At 71.5% G+C, this 18,391-nt stretch carries 16 protein-coding genes and 1 pseudogene; 7 read left to right on the top strand and 10 right to left on the bottom strand.

Annotated elements, in window-relative coordinates; all coding sequences use genetic code 11:
• Nucleotides 1–57 precede the first annotated feature (57 nt).
• A complete protein-coding gene (locus O2L52_RS24285) occupies nt 58–651 on the bottom strand; it encodes a TetR/AcrR family transcriptional regulator (protein WP_270116083.1) in 594 nt (197 codons plus the stop codon).
• Nucleotides 652–736: 85 nt separating this feature from the next.
• Here O2L52_RS24285 and O2L52_RS24280 point away from each other — a divergent pair, with 85 nt between their 5' ends.
• Both O2L52_RS24280 and O2L52_RS24275 read left to right on the top strand, forming a co-directional pair.
• Nucleotides 737–1,492, top strand: a complete 756-nt coding sequence (locus tag O2L52_RS24280) for an SDR family NAD(P)-dependent oxidoreductase (RefSeq protein ID WP_270116082.1) — start codon at nt 737–739, stop codon at nt 1,490–1,492.
• Between the two features lie 176 nt (nt 1,493–1,668).
• Entirely contained in the window at nt 1,669–2,073 is a 405-nt protein-coding gene (locus O2L52_RS24275) for a hypothetical protein (protein WP_270116080.1), read from the top strand.
• A gap of 164 nt (nt 2,074–2,237) precedes the next feature.
• Here O2L52_RS24275 and O2L52_RS24270 read toward each other — a convergent pair whose 3' ends face one another.
• Complete coding sequence (locus O2L52_RS24270; RefSeq protein WP_270116079.1) at nt 2,238–2,813, bottom strand: TetR/AcrR family transcriptional regulator; 576 nt, start codon at nt 2,811–2,813, stop codon at nt 2,238–2,240.
• Nucleotides 2,814–2,948: 135 nt separating this feature from the next.
• Between O2L52_RS24270 and O2L52_RS24265 the strand changes: the two genes are divergently transcribed.
• Both O2L52_RS24265 and O2L52_RS24260 read left to right on the top strand, forming a co-directional pair.
• Nucleotides 2,949–3,788, top strand: coding sequence for an SDR family NAD(P)-dependent oxidoreductase (locus tag O2L52_RS24265; protein WP_270116078.1), 840 nt, complete (start codon nt 2,949–2,951; stop codon nt 3,786–3,788).
• A pseudogene (locus O2L52_RS24260) lies at nt 3,785–4,867 on the top strand (DMT family transporter); the annotation flags it as partial. The gene O2L52_RS24265 and the pseudogene O2L52_RS24260, both read left to right, overlap by 4 nt.
• Before the next feature lie 310 nt (nt 4,868–5,177).
• Here O2L52_RS24260 and O2L52_RS24255 read toward each other — a convergent pair.
• From O2L52_RS24255 to O2L52_RS24225, 7 genes are all read right to left on the bottom strand, one after another.
• Entirely contained in the window at nt 5,178–6,260 is a 1,083-nt protein-coding gene (locus O2L52_RS24255) for an amidohydrolase family protein (protein ID WP_270118800.1), read from the bottom strand.
• A 428-nt stretch (nt 6,261–6,688) separates the two neighbouring features.
• Entirely contained in the window at nt 6,689–7,816 is a 1,128-nt protein-coding gene (locus O2L52_RS24250) for a hypothetical protein (RefSeq protein WP_270118799.1), read from the bottom strand.
• 79 nt (nt 7,817–7,895) lie between these two features.
• Nucleotides 7,896–8,744, bottom strand: coding sequence for an ABC transporter permease (locus O2L52_RS24245; protein ID WP_270118798.1), 849 nt, complete (start codon nt 8,742–8,744; stop codon nt 7,896–7,898).
• Nucleotides 8,741–9,493 carry an ABC transporter ATP-binding protein gene (locus tag O2L52_RS24240; RefSeq protein WP_270118797.1) on the bottom strand — a complete coding sequence of 251 codons (753 nt, stop codon included), beginning with the start codon at nt 9,491–9,493 and terminating at the stop codon, nt 8,741–8,743. Before O2L52_RS24240 ends, O2L52_RS24245 begins: the two co-directional genes overlap by 4 nt.
• A 139-nt stretch (nt 9,494–9,632) precedes the next feature.
• Nucleotides 9,633–10,817 (bottom strand): amidohydrolase, encoded by a 1,185-nt coding sequence (locus O2L52_RS24235; RefSeq protein ID WP_270118796.1) that lies wholly within the window; start codon nt 10,815–10,817, stop codon nt 9,633–9,635.
• Between the two features lie 20 nt (nt 10,818–10,837).
• Nucleotides 10,838–11,581: a sulfite exporter TauE/SafE family protein gene (locus tag O2L52_RS24230; protein WP_270118795.1), complete on the bottom strand. Its 744-nt coding sequence runs from the start codon at nt 11,579–11,581 to the stop codon at nt 10,838–10,840.
• A gap of 368 nt (nt 11,582–11,949) precedes the next feature.
• Nucleotides 11,950–12,648: a GntR family transcriptional regulator gene (locus tag O2L52_RS24225; protein WP_270118794.1), complete on the bottom strand. Its 699-nt coding sequence runs from the start codon at nt 12,646–12,648 to the stop codon at nt 11,950–11,952.
• A 72-nt stretch (nt 12,649–12,720) separates the two neighbouring features.
• Here O2L52_RS24225 and O2L52_RS24220 point away from each other — a divergent pair, with 72 nt between their 5' ends.
• Both O2L52_RS24220 and O2L52_RS24215 read left to right on the top strand, forming a co-directional pair.
• Complete coding sequence (locus O2L52_RS24220) at nt 12,721–13,770, top strand: acetamidase/formamidase family protein (RefSeq protein ID WP_270118793.1); 1,050 nt, start codon at nt 12,721–12,723, stop codon at nt 13,768–13,770.
• Entirely contained in the window at nt 13,763–14,890 is a 1,128-nt protein-coding gene (locus O2L52_RS24215; RefSeq protein ID WP_270118792.1) for an amidase, read from the top strand. The genes O2L52_RS24220 and O2L52_RS24215 overlap by 8 nt, the downstream gene beginning before the upstream one ends.
• A 727-nt stretch (nt 14,891–15,617) precedes the next feature.
• On the opposite strand, the gene O2L52_RS24210 is transcribed toward O2L52_RS24215, so the two are convergent.
• Entirely contained in the window at nt 15,618–16,238 is a 621-nt protein-coding gene (locus tag O2L52_RS24210) for a helix-turn-helix transcriptional regulator (RefSeq protein ID WP_091052314.1), read from the bottom strand.
• A 189-nt stretch (nt 16,239–16,427) separates the two neighbouring features.
• Here O2L52_RS24210 and O2L52_RS24205 point away from each other — a divergent pair, with 189 nt between their 5' ends.
• On the top strand, nt 16,428–18,164 hold the full coding sequence (locus O2L52_RS24205) for an ABC-ATPase domain-containing protein (protein ID WP_270118791.1): 1,737 nt from the start codon (nt 16,428–16,430) through the stop codon (nt 18,162–18,164).
• The last annotated feature ends 227 nt before the right edge of the window (nt 18,165–18,391 follow it).

The raw sequence follows: 18,391 nt of genomic DNA, 5'->3' as shown, positions 1-18,391 counted from the left end.
TACGCGTTCACAGCACCGGAGGTGGCGACTCCCTGCGGTCGGATTCCTTGCGGCACTTCAGGCCTGGGGGCAGGCTTTCATGGCCAGTTCGGCGACGGCGAGGAGCTCTTCGGTGGTGGCGCCGTCCTGGGCGGAGCGCGACATGCCGCGGACGACGGCCGCGACGAACTCGGCGAGTGCTTCGGGGTCGGCGTCCTGGGGAAGTTCGCGGCTCGCGATGCCGGCACGGAGGCGTTCGGCGACGGCCTCCCGGCCTCGGGCCCGGATCTCCTTCAGTTCCGCTTCGACGTCGGCGGCGTCGGGGCCGTGATTGACCGCGCCGGAGATGACGAGGCACCCGGGCGGGTGGCTGGGGTCGGTGTAGTTGGCCGCGATCTCGCGGAGCATTCGCTCGATCGCGCCGCGCGCGGTGGGTTCCTCGGTGAGGGCCGCAGTGGTGAAGGCGCCGTAGGTGGCCTGGTAGCGGGCGACCGCTTCGCTGAAGAGGCGGCGCTTGTCGCCGAAGGCGGCGTAGAGGCTGGCGGGCCGGATGCCCATCACGTCGGTGAGCACGGCGATGGAGGCGGGCTCGTACCCGTACTGCCAGAACACGCGCAGGGCCTGCTCGAGTGCCGCGTCTCGGTCGAATGACCTGGGCCTTCCTCTTGTCACGAACCCATTATATAGCGATCGCTCAAGAATCTGGTAGCGTCATGCCGGTCGCATTCTTGAGCGATCGATCAATAAAGGAGCCGCCATGTTCACCCTCTCGGGAAAGACCGCACTCGTCACCGGCGCCAGCCGTGGCATCGGCCGCGCCATCGCCGTCGAGATGGCCGGGGCGGGCGCCCGCGTGGCCGTCCACTACAACGCGAACGCGCAGGCCGCGAAGGAGACCGTCGCGGCGATCGAAGCCGCAGGGGGCAGTGCCTTCAGCGTCCAAGCCGATCTCGCGGAGCCCGGCGCGGCCGACACGCTCATCGACGCCCTCGCCTCCGAACTGCGCGGCGACCCGCTCGACATCCTCGTCAACAACGCCGGCATCGGCGCGCCCGGCGGCATTGGCGCAGTCAGCGAGGCCGACTACGACCGCGTCTTCGCCGTGAACACCAAGTCGCCGTTCTTCATCACCCGCAGGGCCCTGGAGCTCATCCCCGACGGCGGCCGCATCATCAACATCGGCTCCGGGGTCACCCGCATCGCCTTCCCCGAGGGCATCGCCTACGCGATGGCCAAGGGCGCGGTCGACACGTTCACGCTGGCGCTCGCCGCCGAGCTCGGGCCCCGCGGCATCACGGTGAACACGGTCGCGCCGGGCATCGTCGACACCGACATCAACGCCTCCTGGCTGCGCGGCAACGCCGAAGCGCAGGCCGCCGCCGCGTCCAGGTCCGCCCTCGGCCGGGTCGGCCGGCCGCAGGACCTCACCGGACCGGTCCTGTTCCTCGCCTCGGCGGCGGGCCGCTGGACCACCGGCCAGGTCATCGACGCCACCGGCGGCTCTCACCTCTGACCGGGACGAGTGCTGCGCGGGTTCTGAGTGTCGTTGCGGGCCTTGCCCTTTGCGGACGCGCGGGGCCCGCCGGTCCTTGTCAGCGGAGGTGTCAGGGCGATGTCAGGGCGGTGCAAGGCGGGCGGTCGATAGTTGCTTCATCAGCAAGCAAGACCGAAACGAAAACGGAGCAAGTCATGAACGTCAACCTCACCGCCCAGGACACCACCACCATCCGCACCGCCGCTTTCGGCGCCGTCACGCTCATGTCGTTCGCCGGGATCTCCGGGTCGGCCCACCGGGTCGCGACGGATGGGACGCTGTCCTACGCCTCCGCGACCGGCGCCGTCGGGCACGTGCTGGCCTCGAAGAAGAACGACTTCAAGCTGAAGGCGAAGTCGGCTGCGGCCCTGGCCGACCAGGTCCTGCCCGCGCTCACTGAGTCCGTGCAGCTGCTCAAGGCGCAGGACGCGGCGGAGGCGGCGAACTTCCGGACCACTGTGGTCACTGCGGTCGGAGCGGCCACCCGTGCGCACAAGGGCGAGCCGGGCCCGAGCATGGCCGCGATGGCGCAGAAGATCACCGAGGCGCTCGACGCCTAAGGAGACGAAGGCTCGACCCACGCCGCCGCGCAACGAGGCATCAGCCTCACCGCGCGGCGGCGAAACTCGTTCCCGCCCAGGGTGATGGGCTTGATGCGTGTCCCGCCTATGGGGATGCGGCCATTTCGCGGTGGCGTAACTCGTTCCGGGGCAGCGTGATGGGGTTATCTCGCGGCGGCGAAGCCGTGGAGGAAGGTATCGACGAGGCGGGCGGCGATGGTGTCGGGGTCGGCGTTCGCGTCGTTGCCGTGGAGGGATTCGCCGACGAGCGCGTAGTAGACGCGCCGGGCCCAGTCGAGGTCGGCGTCCGGGCTGAGAAGGCCGTCGCGTTGGGCGCGTTGGAAGACGGCCATGCAGCGGGCCTGGACTTCGGCGTGGAGGCGGGCCGCCTCGCTGCCGGGTTCCGGGGGGAGGCCGAGGGCGTAGGTCCAGGAGTACTTGACCTGTAGCACGTTCGCGGTGATCCGGTGAATCGCGACGAGCGGCGGCGCGGTGTCGGGGCGGCCGTCGTCGACGGCGTCGAGGAGCTGGCGGGCGGCCGAGACCGCGAGGGCGTCGAGGACGGCCTGGCGGTTGGCGAAGCGGCGGTGGACCGTGGTGCGGGCGAGGCCCGCGGCGGTCGCGATCTGCTCCATCGACGCGCCTGGATCGGCGGCGAGCACCCGCTCGGCGGCCTCCAGGATCGCGCGCACGCTGCGCTCGGCGTCGGCCCGCAGCGGCCGCTTCGTCGTCGGTTCCATGTCGCTCCCGTCCCTCGTGCTGCACAAACGATACACGAACGTCGGCGTAATCGAATTAAATGGAACTTCACTGTTGCGTTTTTTGGATTTTCGCGTACTGTTCTGTCTCAGATACCGATGGAACGGAGCACGACCATGTCAAGCACAGCCCTCATCACCGGCGCCTCCTCCGGGCTCGGCGCGGAGTTCGCATCGCAGCTCGCCGCACGCGGCCACGATGTGGTCCTGGTGGCCCGCAGCGGCGACCGGCTCGAGGCCGAGGCCCGCCGCATCCGCGCCGAGCACGGCGTGAAGGCCGAGGTCATCGTGCAGGACCTCGTCGAACCCGATGCGGCGCAGCGCATCAAGATCAAGCTGGACGCCCGCGGCCTGCAGGTCGGCCTGCTCGTGAACAACGCCGGGTTCGGCACGTGCGGCCGGTTCGAGGAGATCTCCGGGGCGCGCGACCACGATCAGCTGATGGTCAACGTCGTCGCCCTGGTCGATCTCAGCCATGAGCTGCTGCCCGGGATGCTCGCGAACGGCGGCGGCGCGGTCGTGAACATCGCTTCGACCGCCGCGTTCCAGCCCTCCCCGTACTTCGCGGTCTACAGCGCGGCCAAGACCTTCGTGCTCAACTTCAGCCTCGCGCTGCGGAACGAGTACCGCGGACGCGGCGTGAAGGTCCTCGCCGTCTGCCCCGGGCCGGTGCCGACCGGGTTCGTCGAGGCCATCGGCAACGAGAAGGCCGCCTCGTTCGGCGCCCTGATCCCGGCGGACCGGGTGGTGCGCACCGCGTTGCGTGCCCTCGACCGCGACCGGGCCTATGTGACGCCGGGCCTCGGCAACGCCTTGAATGCGCACCTCATGCCGCGTCGGCCCCGGGCGCTCGTTGCCGCCATCAGCGAACGGGTCACCCGGACCGTGCTCGACGGCGGCGCAAAGGACGGGGCTTCGGCTGGGGCCGGGGCGGCAACGGCAGCGGTCGCGCCGTGAGCCACCAACCTCTCGACGGTGCCGCAGTACAGCGATCGGGCGACCACGGCGGCGGTGACGGCGCGGTGCAGCGATCCAGCGCCCAGGGGGCGGTTGAGCGATCCGCTGACCACGGCAACGGCGTGGCTCAACGGTCCAGCGCCCACAGTGCGGTTCAGCGCTCTAGCGTCCACGGCGGCGACGGCGGCGACGGCGACGGCGACGGCGACGGCGACGGCGTAGTACAGCGGTCCGGCATCCTCAATCGCGCTGCCGCCCAACGCCTCGCGATCATCGGCGGCGGAGTCGCGATGCTGCTCGTCGGCACCTCGACCGCGGTGGCGGCGACGATTGCGGACTATCCGGTCCTGATCGGACAGTCGATCCGCTTCGCGCTTGCCGCCGTGATCCTGCTGGCCGTGGTCCGGGCGCAGCGGCTCCCCCGCGTCCGGCTCACCGTGCGCGACGTCCTGCTGCTCGTGGCCCTCGCTGCCACCGGCCTCGCCGGGTTCAATCTCTTCCTCATCGAGGCGACCCGGCACGCGAGCCCTGCGATGATCGGCTCTGTCGTTGGGGCCGTGCCGGTGGCGCTGGCGCTGCTCGCCCCGGTCCTGCAGCGGCGCAAGCCTTCACGCAGGACGGTGATCGCGGCGATGGTGGTCGCAGGCGGCACGGCCGTCGCCGCCGGGCTCGGCTCCGGCAGTGTCGCGGGCCTGCTGCTGGCCATCGGCGCGCTCGGATGCGAGGTGCTGTTCTCCCTGCTCGCGATCCCGTTGCTGCCGAAACTGGGACCCACGCGGGTGTCCGCTTACGCCGCAACGCTCGCCGTACCGATGCTGCTCGTTGCGGGGCTGGGGCTCGAAGGGGCGGACGCACTGCGAATGCCGACGCTCGCCGAAGGCGCGGCCTACGTCTACCTCGGTGTGCTGGTCACGGCCGTAGCGTTCCTGTTGTGGTACAACGCGCTTCGCCGCATCGGGGCCGACCGCAGCGGCCTGCTGGCCGGGCTCGTGCCGGTCGGTGCGCTCCTCACGACCGCGGTGCTCGGCATCGCGCCGGTGACCGTCGCGGATATCGCGGGGGCCGTGATCGTCGGTGCCGGCATCGCGTTCGGTCTCCGGAAGTCGGGCGGGCGGCGGGACGCCGACCGGCCCGGACCGGCGCCGCGCCGCGGCGCGGCGCGAGGCCGTACGGGCGGTCCCGGGTACCCTCCCGATCCCACCTTCACCACTACCAGTGAAAAGGACACCCTCCCAGACGGGTACGACGTCTCGGTAGTCGTTCGAGGTCAAGGGCGGCAACCGAGTCGAACAACGGTGCGCGAATCGGGGCAAACTCGGCGGATGCTGCTCGCGGGGTTCAAGCGAACGAGTGAACGGACGCGAGGAAAGCCCGCGACCGGCACTCGTCCTACTCGATGCGCACTCCGGCACGAACCACGGCTGCGACCTTGGAGCATTGCAACAGCGCCTCGTCCTGGTTCGCCGCTTCAAGGACGACCAGGTCGGCCCTGGCTCCCGGGGTCGGACCGTGCTCCGGGAGCCCGAGGATCTGCGCTGGGTTCACGGTGATCGCGTCGATGAGCGTCGCCCGATCGGCGGCGGCGACGGCGCGGAAGAGCAGGCCCGCGAGCCAAGCGGCTTGGAGCTGGCTGCCGTTCCCATAGGGCGCGAACGGATTGCACAGGTTGTTGTTGGTGATCGCGACCGTGACGCCGGCGCGTGCGGCCCGCAGGAGCGGGGCGACCGGGCGGGTCGCGTGCCAGCCGCTGGCCTCGCGCGGATGGCCGGTGAGGTAGACATCGGTGGCGGGCATGACCGCCAGGGCGATGCCGGCCTCGGCCATCGCGGCGAACGCCCGGTCGGCGCGGTCCGGCGCCATGGCGGCGAGCGTGGTGACGTGGCCGATCGCGACCCTGCCCTGCATGCCGGCGGCGCGGGTGCGTTCGGCCACGAGGTCGATGAGGGACGCCTCCGGGTCGTCGCTGAAGTCGAGATGCAGGTCGACGGGGGCGCCGTACGCCTCGGCGAGATCGAAGACGAAGTCGAGGTGGGCACCCGGGTCGTCGTCGACGTAGGGACAGCCGCCGACCACGTCCGCCCCGGCGGCCATGGCGCCCTTCATGAGTTCGCGCATGCCGTCGAGCTCGAGGCCGCGCTGGGGGAAAGCCACGAGCTGGAGGCCGATCCGGCCGGCGTTGCGGGCGGCCAGGTCGGCGTGGAGGTCCATGAGCCCGAGGCCGACCGCGGGGTCGATCTCGACCATCGCGCGGGCGGCCACAGTGCCGTTGCGCACCAACGTGTCCACGGCGCGCTGCGCCCCTGCGGCGACCACTTCGGGGCCGAGGCGCGGACGGAGCCGCGCGACGGTGGCGATGGCGTCGCCCAGGTCGGCGGTGAGCTTCGCGCCCTCGGCCGCGAGCTCGTTCGCGATCGGTTCCAGCAGGTAGGCCTTGTCGAGATGGACGTGCGCGTCGACAAAGGCGGGCAGCACGACCCGGCCCGCAGCGTCGAAGACCCGGGATGCGCTGATTGTGTTACCGATGGATGCGGACGCCCGATCATCGACGCCCGCGACATCCCCGACGGGCGCGTCCGGGCCGGTGGTGCGGCCCGGCGCGACGGCCCGGGCGTTCACGCCCCCGACTGGTGCGCGCCGACCGGTATCGTCGCCGGGCGCGGCAGCCCGGGCGCCATTGCTCTCGGTGGGTACGTTCGGGCCGACCCTGCCGGGCGCCGCCGCCCGGGCTTCGGTGCCCCCGACGGGTGCGCCGGGCCCGCTGGTCCGCACGCCCAGGCTCTCGATGGATGCGTTCAGACCGACGCTGCCTGGCGCGGCGGCCCGGACGACCTGTCCCCCAAGGAGGATCAGGTCGGCCGGACCGCCCGGGAGGCTCGCCCCGGTGATGGCGTCGAGGCGCGTCACTGGAGGCCGATCGACTCGTCGATGAACTCGTTCGTCATGATGTCGGCCGGCGTGATGCCCTCCGGGATCTCCTCGCCGTAGCCCGCGAAGATCGGCACGACCGAGTCGATCACCCGCTGCACCCGCTCCTCGTCGAAGTTCCCTAGCGTCGCATCGGGACCGTTGCCCACGATCCCCTCCTCGAGCTGCACCGCGACCGAGTCGGTGTTGCCCTCCAACGTGATCGGCGGACCGTCCGGAATGGTCTCCGCGATGCGAAGGATCGCCTCGTTCACCGGCCCGGGATCGGTGACGTAGTCGACCTGGGCCTGCTGGAGCATCGGCACCAGCGCCTCCAGGCAGGGGCTCAGCTCCTCGAGCTCGCCCGAGCGCACCGACCACGCGTGCGGGTAGATCTCGTACCCGGACTCGTGCACGAGCAGGTAGTCGGCCGGCTTCATCCAGCCCTCGACGTCGTGCTCCCAGCGGTACGGCTCGTTCGAGACGTACCCCTGCTGCATCGAGGTGCCGCCGTCCGCCACGAACCGCGCGGGCGTGCCGTCGAACGACGCGTCCGCCTGGGACTCATCGACATAGCCGTTCGCGACGAGGTAGTCCATGAAGACCTTGCCCTCGCTGTACACGACCGGCGCGCCGGTTCCCGGCACGTCGTCCCAGCTGTCGATGTCGTACGTCGCCGGGTCGAACATGATGATCTGCGGGTTGATGTCGAGCGAGGCGAACACGCCCGTCACCGGGAACTCGGCGTTGGCGCGCACCGCGTCGTCCGTGGGCACGAAACCGAGGGTGATCGACGTGTCCTGGTACATCTGCGCCGGGACCGGCTGGCCGCCGAGGAAGGGACCGCCAAGGCTCACTTCGACATTGACGCCGGTGTCGCCGAGCGGCCCGACGTAGGCGCCCTTCGCGGCGTCCACAGTGCCGTCGGGGCCGACGAGCTGGAACGCCGCGGCGCGCTCGGGGGTGGCGAACCAGTCCGTCTGGATCACCACAGTGGACGGGCAGATGTCCGCGAGCGGCCCTTCGCCGGTGGGTTCGGGAGTCGCGGAGGTGGTCGCGGTGCACGCGGCGAGGAGGCTCGCGCCAGTCGCGACCGCGGCTGCGGCGGTGATGCGGCGGTTCATGGGAACTCCAAAAGGGTCGATGGGGGGTCGGTGAGGGGCGCGCTCGCGGCGATGGGAGGGCGCGCAGCGGGTGGGTCGCTCAGCGCTTGCCGTGCAGCCGGTCCACGCGTCCGGCGAGGAAGTCGAAGCACCAGAACAGGGCCAGGCCGACGAGCGAGGAGAGCAGCAGGGCGGTGAGGAGCTCCTCGGTGGCGAGGCGCTGGCGGTAGACGTCGATCATGCGGCCGATGCCCGGAACGCCTTGGCGGAAGAAGAAGTCCGCGACGATGGAGCCGATGATGGCCTGGCCGCCGGAGATCTTGAACCCGGAGATCATGGCCGGGAGCGCGGCGGGCAGCTGCAGCTTCCACAGGCGCTGGAAGCGGCTCGCGCCGTGGAGGGTGAACAGGTCGTGCTCGGCGCTGCTCACCGATTTGAGGCCGAAGAGGGTGTTCGTGATGACCGGGAACAGCGCCACCATGACGCAGACGATCACGCGGGAGCCGAACTCGTACCCGAACCAGAACCCAAACAGCGGGACGACCGCGAGGATCGGGATCGTCTGCAGCACCACCGCGTACGGGTACAGGGAGTACTCGGCCCAGCGGGTCTGGCTCATCACGACCGCGAACAGCACGCCGAGGACGATCGCGAGGGCCAGGCCGACGAGCGCGACCTGGACCGTGGACCAGAGGGCCGTCAGGATCTCGGTGCGCGCCACCGCGTCGAGCAGGCCTTCGGCGAGGACCTCTTCGGGCGAGGGCAGGAGGAAGCGGGACGCCTCGGGGATGAGGAGGTGGCTCGAGGCGGCCCAGGCGGCGATCACGAGGACGAAGACGACGACGGGCGCGAAGACCCGGACGGGGGCGGTCTTGAACGGCCAGAGCGGGCGCTTCGGCGTTTTCGCCTGCGCGGCAGGGGCTTGCACGGCTTCGAGGGTGGCGGTCATGCGCGGGCCTCCTGCTTCGCGCCGCGCAGGGCCGCCGAGACCTCGGAGGCGAGTTCGGCGAACTCGGCGGTGTAGCGCAGCTCCGGGTCGCGCGGGTACGCGAACGGGACGGGGATGTCGGCGGCGACCTTGCCGGGCTGGCCGTTGAGGACGACCACGCGGGTGGACATGAACACCGACTCGGGAACGGAGTGGGTGACGAAGACGCCCGCGAACCCGTCGCGGACGAAGAGGTTGCCGACCTCCTCGTTGAGGCGCTGGCGGGTGATCTCGTCGAGCGCGCCGAAGGGCTCGTCGAAGAGGAACACCTCGGGGCGGAGGGTGAGGGCGCGGGCGATGGAGGCGCGCATGCGCATGCCGCCGGAGAGCTGGGCGGGGCGGTGGTGCTCGAACCCGGCGAGGCCGACGCGTTCGATGGCGTCGCGGGCGCGTTCGCGCCGTTCGGCTTTCGGCACTCCGGCGAGTTCGGCGGGGAGCTCGACGTTGCGGGCGACGGTGCGCCAGGGCAGGAGGCTGGCCTCCTGGAAGACGTACCCGAGGTGGTCGCTGGCGAGGTCGACGGTGCCGCTCGTGGCCGTCTCGAATCCGGCCGCCAGGCGGAGCATCGTCGACTTGCCGCAGCCGGAGGGTCCGACCAGGGAGACGAACTCGCCGGGGCGGATCTCGAGGTCCACTTCGTCGAGCGCACGGGTCCCGTTCGCGAAGGTCAGGGAGACGCCGTTGAAGGCGAGGGCCGGGTCGATGCTCATCGCGACCACCGCTGGCAGTCGTATACATGACCCGGCCCGAGCCTGGAACTGAGGTTGAGCCGTGAGTTCATGGCTCAGTTTTATAGGTATACCATTGCGGCCCGCGGTCCGATCGATTACGAGAGTATTTCGTATACAATCATGTTGCGGGCGTGGCGTTGTGCGCGACGACCTTGCCGCCCTTGACGACGAGCTTCCGCTGCGGGACGCTGACCACGGCTTCGGCCGGCGCAGCGGCGTCGACGGCCACGAGATCGGCCTTGCATCCAATCCCGAGCCCGTAGTCTTCGAGGCCGAGAATCCTTGCGCCGCCGTGGGTTCCGGCCGCGAGCGCGAGTTCGATCTCCGAGTCGGCGACGAGGCGGTCCCGGAAGGCCACCTGGTTGATCTTGCGGAGGAGGTCGCCGTCGCCGTAAGGCGTCCAGAGGTCGCGGATGCCGTCGTTGCCGATGCCGAGCTCCGCGCCGGCCTCGTCCATGAGCCGCACCGGGATCACGGGGGCGCCGCCCACGGCGCAGGTGATCATGGCGACGCCGGCCTCGGCGAGGGCTTCGGCGATGCGGCGCTGGTGGTCCGGCTCGAGGCCGCCCATGGCGTAGGCGTGGCTGATGGTCACGCGCCCGGCGAGTCCCCGCAGTCTGGTGCGCTCGATGATCAGCTCGTACTCCCAGGCGCCGAGCAGGCCCTGGTCGTGAAGGTGGACGTCGATCTTCGCGCCGTGGCGTTCGGCGAGGTCGAAGACGAGGTCGAGCTGGCCGGCGGGGTCGCGGTCGAACCCGGCGGGGTCGAGGCCGCCGATGACTTCGACGCCGCCCTTCAGGGCCGCGTCCAGAAGCTCGGCGACGCCGGGCCGGGTGAGGAGGCCGCCCTGGGGGAAGGCGACGAGCTCGACGTCCACCTTCCCGGCGAGGCGGGCGGCGGCTTCGCGGACGGCTTCGACGCCGGCGAGGCCGACCTCGGGGTCGATGTCGATGTGGCTGCGCACGTGGGTGGTGCCGTGGGAGGCCATGACGGACAAGAGGTTCGCGGCGTAATCGGGGTTCGGGAGTCCGAGTTCGGCACGGCGGCCCTCGCCGTTGCGGATGCGGCCTTCAAGGGTGCGGCCGCCGGTATTGGGGGTCCACGGGCCGCCGAACATGGTCTTGTCGAGGTGGCAGTGGGCGTCGACGAAGCCGGGGAGGACGATCGCGCCGTCGAGGTCGATGACCTGCGCGGCTTCGTCCCCGGGGGTGGTGAAGCGGCCGTCGGTGACGGCGAGGTCGGTGGTCTCGAGGGGTGCGCCGGGGGTCCAGGGGCGGGCGTTGCGGAGGAGGAGGTCGGTCATGGCCGGTCCTTTCGGGAGGATCAGGTCAGGAGCATGGCGCCGCCGGCGGCGGTGCCGAAGGCGATGACGAGGACGCGGAAGGCGATGGGGCGCAGCTTGTCCGCGAGCTTGGCCCCGGTCGCGCCGCCGAGGAGGCAGGCGGGCGCGAGGACGAGGACCGTGAGCCAGTCGACGGGGCCGAAAAGGGCGACCGCGACCATGGCGGTGGTGGAGACGGTGAGGGTGAGCAGGCTCTTCAGGCCGTTGAGGCGGTTGATAGCGGCGTTGACGCCGAGCGCGAGGGCGGTGAGGAGCACGATGCCCATGCCGCCGTTGAAGTACGCGCCGTAGACGCCGCCGAGGAAGACCCCGGCGTAGAGGAGGGCCGAGGAGTCGCGGTCGCGGGCGGCGAGGCGCTTGGTGATGAGCGGCTGGAAAGCGAAGAGCGCGGTCGCGGCGAGCACGAGGTACGGGACGAGCGCGGTGAAGACCTCGGGCGGGGCGGCGAGCAGGGCGACCACCCCGCAGACCGCGCCGAGCGCGCCGGTGAGGACCAGGCGCGGCACGAGCGGGCGGAAGTCGGCGAGGCGCGAGCGGAGCGCGGCGGCCCCGCCGAGGTAGCCGGGCCAGACCGCGACGGCGTTCGTGACGGTGGCGGAGACGGGCGGCAGGCCCATGGCGAGCAGCGCGGGGAACGACAGGAGGCTCCCGCCTCCGGCGATGGCGTTGCAGACGCCCGCGCCGAAACCGGCGGCGAGCAGCAGGGCGATATGCGCGGGGTCCATGGGGTCCTTCCGGGAGGCGGCGGACCCAATCGTATACAACGATTCGCGAGCGGCGTTCGAGGGCGCTTTCGAGGGCCGCTGGAGGCGGTTTCGGCGTCCCGCCGTACAGCCGTCCACAGCCCCCACCCACCACTAGAGGGGGAAAGACTGTAGCGCCGATCCTCCCGCCCGGGTACGACAAAAACCGCCCGGAGCGGCGGTCATGTCACCCGAAGGAGTGGCGAGTCGGCCGCGCGGGAGCGGCGACGGGTCGACCCCGCGGGAGGCGGCGACGAGTCGGCCGCACATGCGGAATGACCTCGGGTGGAAGGCGGTCCGCGCCCGGAACCGGCAGCGGGTCGACCCGCGGGTCGCTGAAAGGCGGCCGGTCAGGCGGCGGTCGGAGCCGGGTCCTCCGGGGCCCGCTCGGCCTGGCGCTCGCGCCGCCGGTAGGCGTGCGTGGCATGGGCGATGTGCTCGGCGAGGAGGGCCGACGCACGGTCGGCGTCACCTGCTCCGATCGCCGCCACGATCCCCTCGTGCTCGGTCCAGGAGTCCTCGGCCCGCCGCGGCAGCTCCACCGCGTACACCCAGGCGATCTTCTGGCTGATCTGCCGGATCATCTGCCCCAGCACCTCGGACCCCGAGGCCTCCGCGATGACCTCGTGAAACCGCGAGTTCAGGCGCGGCAGCTCACCGAGCCGCCCGTCCTGCACCGCGTCCCACCCCATGTTCAGCAGCTCCTTCAAGCGCCCCAGCTGCTCCGGCGTGCGCTGCACCGCCGCCCGCGCCGCGCACATCGGCTCGACCACCGAGCGCAGCTCCAGCAGGTCCTCGGCCTCGGACTCGCTCAACTCGCGCACGAACACGCCCACATACGGCTTGGCCTCGACGAACCCCTCCGCCTCCAGCACCCGCAGCGCCTCCCGCACCGGCACCCGCGAGACCCCGTACCGGCCCGCCAGCGCCTCCTCGGTCAGGCGCTCGCCCGGCGCGAACACGCCTCGGATGATGTCGTCGCGGACCGCCCGCACCGCTTCCTGCGGGGAGCGCCGCGGCGCCTTGCCAGATGCCCGGTCGCCTGCCATGAGAAGCCTCCACTACGATCAGGCCACCATTGTCGTATACAGTCCCTCGCCCCCGGAACGCGGTGCCTCCTCATGACGCTCCTCCAGCCGCTCGGCGCGAACGACCGCGCCCACGCGTACCTCCCCTCCCGGCCCGAGACGATCGGGTGGGGCCTGCTGCCGAACGCGGCGAGCGCGCCGGTCCTGCGCGTGGCCTCGGGCGACGCCGTCGTCGTCGACACGGTCAGCCATGAAGGCCTGCTCGAGGACCAGGGCGGCGACCCGGCGGCGTTCTTCGCCGCGCACGGGATCGGCGCGGTCCTCGAGGACGCGGCCGAGATCGCCCGCGACTGCGAGCGGAAGCCGGACGCGGGCCCGCACATCGTCACCGGTCCGATCCACGTCGAGGGTGCCGAACCGGGCGATGTGCTGGAAGTCGAAGTGCTGCAACTGGAGCGGCGTGCGCCGTACGGGGTGGTGAGCAACCGGCACGGGCGCGGGGTGCTCGCCGGGGAGTATCCGCTCGGCGAGTCGAACGTCAGCGTCGTCACCACTGTGGACGAACATGGGCGGGGTGTGATGCCGGTGGGCGACGGCCGGTCGCTGCGGTTCGGCCTCGCGCCGTTCCTCGGGATCATGGGCACCGCGCCCGCCACCGAAGCGCCCGTCCACTCCGTGCCGCCGGGCGCGCACGGCGGGAACCTCGACATCCGGCTGCTCGGCGCGGGGGCGAAGCTGTACCTGCCGGTCGCGGTGCCGGGCGCGTCGTTCTACACGGGCGATCCGCATTTCTCCCAAGGGGACGGCGAGGTCGCGCTCACCGCGTTCGAGGCGCCGCTGCGGGCGACGTTGCGGCTCACGGTGCACTCGGATGCGCCGACGCGGCGGCTCGCAGCGGCCCTCGGCGGCCCGTTCGCCGAGACTGCGGAACACTGGATCACGACCGGGCTCGACGAGGACCTGGACGAGGCGGCCCGCAAGGCCACTCGCAGCGCGCTGGCGTTCCTGCGGGAGCGCCACGGCCTGCCCGGGCCCGTGGCCCTCGCCTACTTGAGCGCCGCTGTCGACCTGCGGATCTCGCAGGTGGTCGACCTCGTGAAGGGCGTCCACTGCACACTGCCGAAGGAGCTGGACCTTGACTGACCCGTTCATCAGGACCATTGCGGACGCCGAACGCGAAGGGCCGCTAGCGGGCCTGCGCCTCGCGGTGAAGGACCTGTTCGACCTCGCCGGCGTCCCGACCGGTGCGGGGAACCCGCGCTGGCTCGAGACCCACGAGGTGCCGGACGCGGACGCGAAGGCCGTCGCGCTGCTGCGCGAGGCGGGCGCGACGGTCGTCGGCAAGACGATCACCGATGAACTCGCGTGGAGCCTCAACGGCACCAACGCGCACTATGGGACACCGGACAACCCGGCCGCACCGGGCCGGGTGCCGGGCGGGTCGTCCTCGGGGTCGGCGTCGGCGGTCGCCTTGGGGCGCGCGGACATCGGGCTCGGGACGGACACGGGCGGCTCGATCCGCGTCCCGGCGTCCTACTGCGGCCTGTTCGGGCTGCGGCCCACCCACGGGCGGGTGAGCCTGGAGGGCGCGGTGCCGCTGGCGCCGTCGTTCGACACGGCCGGGGTGCTCACGCGGGACGCGGCGACGCTGCGCCTCGCGATGGGCGTGCTCCTCGAAGGAACGCCGGAGGCCGGGCCGATCACCAGGCTGCTGGTGCCGCAGGACATCTGGGCGGAGATCCCGGAGGCGACCCGCGCGGCGGTGATGCCGAAGGTCGAGGAGCTCGGGCTCGCGATCGACCACGCGCCGCTGTTCCCCGAGAGCGCGGACGCGGCGCCGCTGGAGACGGCGCGGGTCGCCTATGCGACCTTGCAGGCCTGGGAGGCGTGGCAGACGCACGGCGAGTGGATCGAGGCGAACGACCCGGTGTTCGGGCCGGGCGTGGCGATGCGGTTCGCGAACGCGGCGAAGTTCGACAGTGCGGACACCGATGCGGCGCAGCGCGTCCGCAGCGGCGTGACGGCGCTGGTCCGGGACCGGCTGCCGCAGGGCACGGCGCTGGCGATCCCGGCCGCGCCGGGGCCGGCGTTCGCGATCGGCGGCTCGCCGAACCGCGAGGCGATCGTGCGGTTGACGTGCATCGCAGGGCTTTCGGGCGCACCGGGCCTGGCCGTCCCGGCAGGGATGGTCGACGGCCTCCCGGTCGGCCTCCAGCTCGTGGCGGCCCCGGGCGCCGACGAGCGGCTGCTGGAACTGGCCTGACGGCGACCGTCCGAAGACGGATACAGCCTGAGTGCCGTGCGCGTCAAGCTGCTTCGCACATAGGCCGGCCGGTCTGACGCCCGAGGCGAACGCGGACACGACCGGTTCCCTCGCACGGGATCGGCGCTGCCGAGCGACTCGGGCGGCGCCGCACACCGTCAGCGTTTTCGGCGCGCGCCCGCTCACCGGCCCGTCCTAGACGGGCCGGTTGTCGGTGCGTCGATTGGCGGCAATGCGGTCGCGGCGGGCAGCGCATTGGTCGGCGATGGGTGCCGACGCCTCCGCGTCCGGTCGCGACGATCGCCGCGCGAGTCAGGTCCGCGGCCTGTTCGAGATGGGCCGGGACAGTGGCTCGCGCAAGGCGATCGTCAATGCTCTCGTGCTCGGCCGGGACGATGGGCGTCCCGTACCGCAAGCGTCCGAGGACGATCGGGCCGGCGGCCGTGGCGGCTTCCCGGTGGCGACGGCCTCCTGAGACCACCGGGTCGCGCGGGCCGGTGCCCGGTCGATCGGTCCGAAGGCCGTGCCGCGGGGCCCCCTCGCCCCGCGGATCCCTCGGTCCGTCGTTGTCACCGTTCGCTTGTGCTGCTTGAGAAAGCGCGTGCTGCTCTGGTGCGCGCCAGGCGCGTGACCCTGCCGGTCACCGCGGCGCCTGCTGCGCGCGTGTCGTTCCGGGGGGCGGCGCGTCCGTCCCTGCCAGTCGGGGCGCGTCGCCGTCAGTGGACGGTCAGCAGACGAGGCCCGAACGGAAGGCCTCGGCCACCGCGTGGGCCCGGTCGCGGGCGCCGAGCTTGCGGAACATGCGCCGCGCGTGGGTCTTGACGGTGTCCTCGGAGACGAACAGGTCGCGCCCGATCTCGGCGTTGGACTTCCCTTCGCTCATGCCCCGCAGGACCTGGAGTTCGCGTTCGGTGAGCTTCATGCCCTGCAGCGTCGAGCGCTGCCGCGGCACGGTCTCGGTGACCCGCTGGAGCGACGGCGAGGCGAACATGATCGCCTGCGCCAGCGCGACCAGCAGGTCGTCGGAGTTGTTGGACGGGGTGCGGATGACACCCCGGGCGCCGGCGGCGACCACCATGGCCGCCGTGCGCGGATCGGCCGCGCCGGACAGGAGGACCCCTGTCCGGGGCGAGCGGGCGCGGACGGTCTTGACGAACTTGACCGGGTCGGGCGCGGCCAAGGCCACGTCGACCAGCACCACGTCCACTTGGCGGCGCCCGAGTTCGAGGAACAGCTCGGGAGAGCCCTCGACCGACTTGACCGCCTGCGCCAAGCCCATGCGGGTCGCGCAGGCCGAGATCTTCTGTCCGGCTTGAGGAGTCTTAACACAGACCAGTACGGTTCTCACTTTGTTCTACCTTTCGCTGCGGTAGGCCGTGCGTGTCTCTGTTACCAGCACGCAGGCGGTCCGCCGCCATGACGCGAGTTCGCGCGGATTTTTCGAGTGACTTTTCGCGGATTCCGGGGCGGGGCGTGGACGCATGGTGTTCGGGTTCGCTTGCAGCGAGATCCCCGACCCGGATGGGAAACTGGGGGCATGACACAGCGAAGAGGCGGACGACCGTACCGAGCCGAGTCCCGCGATTTTGGTGACCATCGTTCACATCCACCTCGCCATGACTTGTCTAACGAACTAACGGCCCTGGAAGGTACGAGTTACGGCCGATATAAATCCTTGCGTGGCAAATGGTGGGCAGGACCGGCGATTCTGGACATTTCACGGGTCCAGTCGGACCCGTACGCGCCGCCGAGCCGGGTGGCGCTCGAGTTCGACGCGGACGCCGCCGACCTCGCCTCGGACTGGTACGCGACGCCGGAGCGGCGCGAGGCGCTGGCGGTGCTGCTCGCGAAGCGGCTGCGGCGGGCTTGCCCCACAAGGGACCTGCGGATCGACGGGGGCGGGCAGGAGATCCTGCGGCGGGCCTCGTGCACCGTGGGCGCGGACGGGTCGGTGGTGTTCCGGCTCGGCGCGCAGTTCCCCGGGCACGGGCGGCGGATCGCGGGCCGGCAGGCCGCGCGGCTGCTGTGCGAGGTCCTGCCGGACACGGCCGACGAGGCGCTCTCGGTGAGCGAGGAGGACGTGCTGGTGTGGACGCGCCACGCGGACGACGTGAAGGCCCTCAGGGAGGCCGTGGCGGCCTCAGGACTGGTCGCGTTCGTAGCGGACGGGGCCATGCTCGCCCGGCGCTCTGGCGTGGACGACAGGCCGCTGGAAGCGGGGGTGCCGTTCGCGAGCCCGGAGTCGATGGCGGTCGAGTTCGAGCTGCCGCATGCGGGGACCGTGCGCGGCATGGGGATCGGGCCGGGCGTGACGTTGATCGTCGGCGGCGGGTTCCACGGCAAGTCGACCCTGTTGCGGGCCTTGGAGTCCGGGGTGTGGGACCACATGCCCGGGGACGGGCGGGAGTTCGTGGTCGCGGACCGGTCGGCGGTGAAGATCCGGGCCGAGGACGGGCGCGCGGTGACGGGCGTGGACGTGCACGCGTTCGTGGACCACCTGCCGAGCGGCGACGACACCAGGCACTTCACGACCGAGAACGCGTCGGGGTCGACCTCGCAGGCGGCCGCGGTGGTGGAGGCGCTCGAGGCGGGCGCGAAGGCGCTCCTGATCGACGAGGACACGGCGGCGACGAACCTGATGATCCGGGACGCGCGGATGCAGGAGCTCGTGGCGAAGGACCGGGAGCCGCTCACGCCGCTGGTGGACCTCGTGCGGTCGATGTCCGACGAGCACGGGGTGGCGACGATCCTCGTCATGGGCGGCTCGGGCGACTACATGGACGTGGCCGACCGGGTGATCCTGATGGACGCCTACCGGCCCGAAGACGTGACGGAGCGGGCGAAGGCCCTCGCGGCCACGCCGACCGGGCGGCGGGTCGAGGCCGAGGGGTTCCGGATGCCGCGGGCGCGGGTGATCGACCCGCAGTCGGTGTCGTCCGAGTCGCGCGGGAAGCAGAAGATCAAGGCCGGGGGCACGGACGGGCTGCGGTTCGGCGAGTCCGATGTGGACGTGCGATCGGTGGAGCAGATCACCGACCCGGCGATGACCACGGGGATCGGCCTGGCGATCGAGGCGGCCGTGCAGCACGGCTGGATCGACGGGGCCGCCACGGTCGCGGAAGCATTGGATCGCCTGGACGAGGCGTTGGACGCCGGCGGGGCGGCGGAGCTCTTGCGGATCCGCGACATCGACCTGGCGGTGCCGCGCCGGTACGAGGTGGCCGCGACGCTCAACCGGATGCGGGAGCTGCGGGTGCGCCAGAGCGGCGAATGAGTTGCGTCCCATGCGGTTCGCGGTGTTTCACAGGCCCCAGTCCAGGCCGGGGCGAACCACCCGATTGCAGGAATAAAAGTGCCTTCGCGGCTCCGATCCCCAAAGGCCGCGAAGGCACTTGAACTCTATCGGTTTCCCGACAGTTGTGCGACTAACTGTCGGGATGTTGACACTTGGGGTTCCGACCCCCTGACCGACCTGCGGCTAAACCAGGCTCGACCGGGACC

The sequence above is a fragment of the Glycomyces algeriensis genome (genome assembly GCF_027622855.1).
Classification (GTDB): Bacteria; Actinomycetota; Actinomycetes; order Mycobacteriales; family Micromonosporaceae; genus Glycomyces; species Glycomyces algeriensis.
Note: the sequence above shows the minus strand (reverse complement) of the source record. Positions and strands in the feature narration are given on the sequence as shown.